The organism is Komagataeibacter swingsii (assembly GCF_003207895.1).
Lineage (GTDB): Bacteria > Pseudomonadota > Alphaproteobacteria > Acetobacterales > Acetobacteraceae > Komagataeibacter > Komagataeibacter swingsii.
In genome coordinates this window covers 1-561 of the sequence record NZ_NKUB01000109.1, presented here as the reverse complement: position 1 = coordinate 561, position 561 = coordinate 1, and the positions used below count along the sequence as shown (strand labels likewise).

1 pseudogene is annotated in these 561 nt (G+C 55.3%); it reads right to left on the bottom strand.

The annotated features are described in order from the left end of the window. Nucleotides 1–433: pseudogene (locus CFR76_RS17570) on the bottom strand (IS5 family transposase); the annotation flags it as partial. Nucleotides 434–561: the final 128 nt, after the last annotated feature.

The following is a 561-nucleotide window of genomic DNA, read 5'->3' as shown; positions in this document are numbered from 1 at the left end:
CCGGGGATAAGGGTGAAGCGGACCAGGTTACCCAAGGCGTCGGTCATGGCGATGATCTTGGTCGACCATCCCGTCACACTGCGTCCGATCGCCTGATTTTGGGTCCCCCTTTTGCGCCCTGGCCATGACGGTGAACCCGCACCACCGTGCCGTCGATCATCGCGTATTCCATGTCGGCGTCGTCCGAGACAGCCTCGAAAATTCGCTGGAAAACCCCGGCTTTCATCCAGTCGCTGTAGCGTGAGTAGACCGAGTTCCAATGTCCGAAATATGTCGGCAGATCCCGCCATGGACTGCTGGTCCGCGCAATCCATAAGACCGCCTCGATGAAAAGGCGGTTATCCTTCCCGCTGCGGCCCCGATCCGTCTTCTTGCCAAGGCACAGGGGTTCCATCTTCGCCCATTGGGCATCTGTCAGTATGAAGCGATCCATACAGACCTTGAATCGTAAGCATCCGACGAGGCTTGCAGTTACCCATAAATTTTTTCTTCTGTAATTTGATAGGAGAGAGCACCTGTAACGATATCTGCCAGGCGAGACATTCCTCTCCAGATAACAGT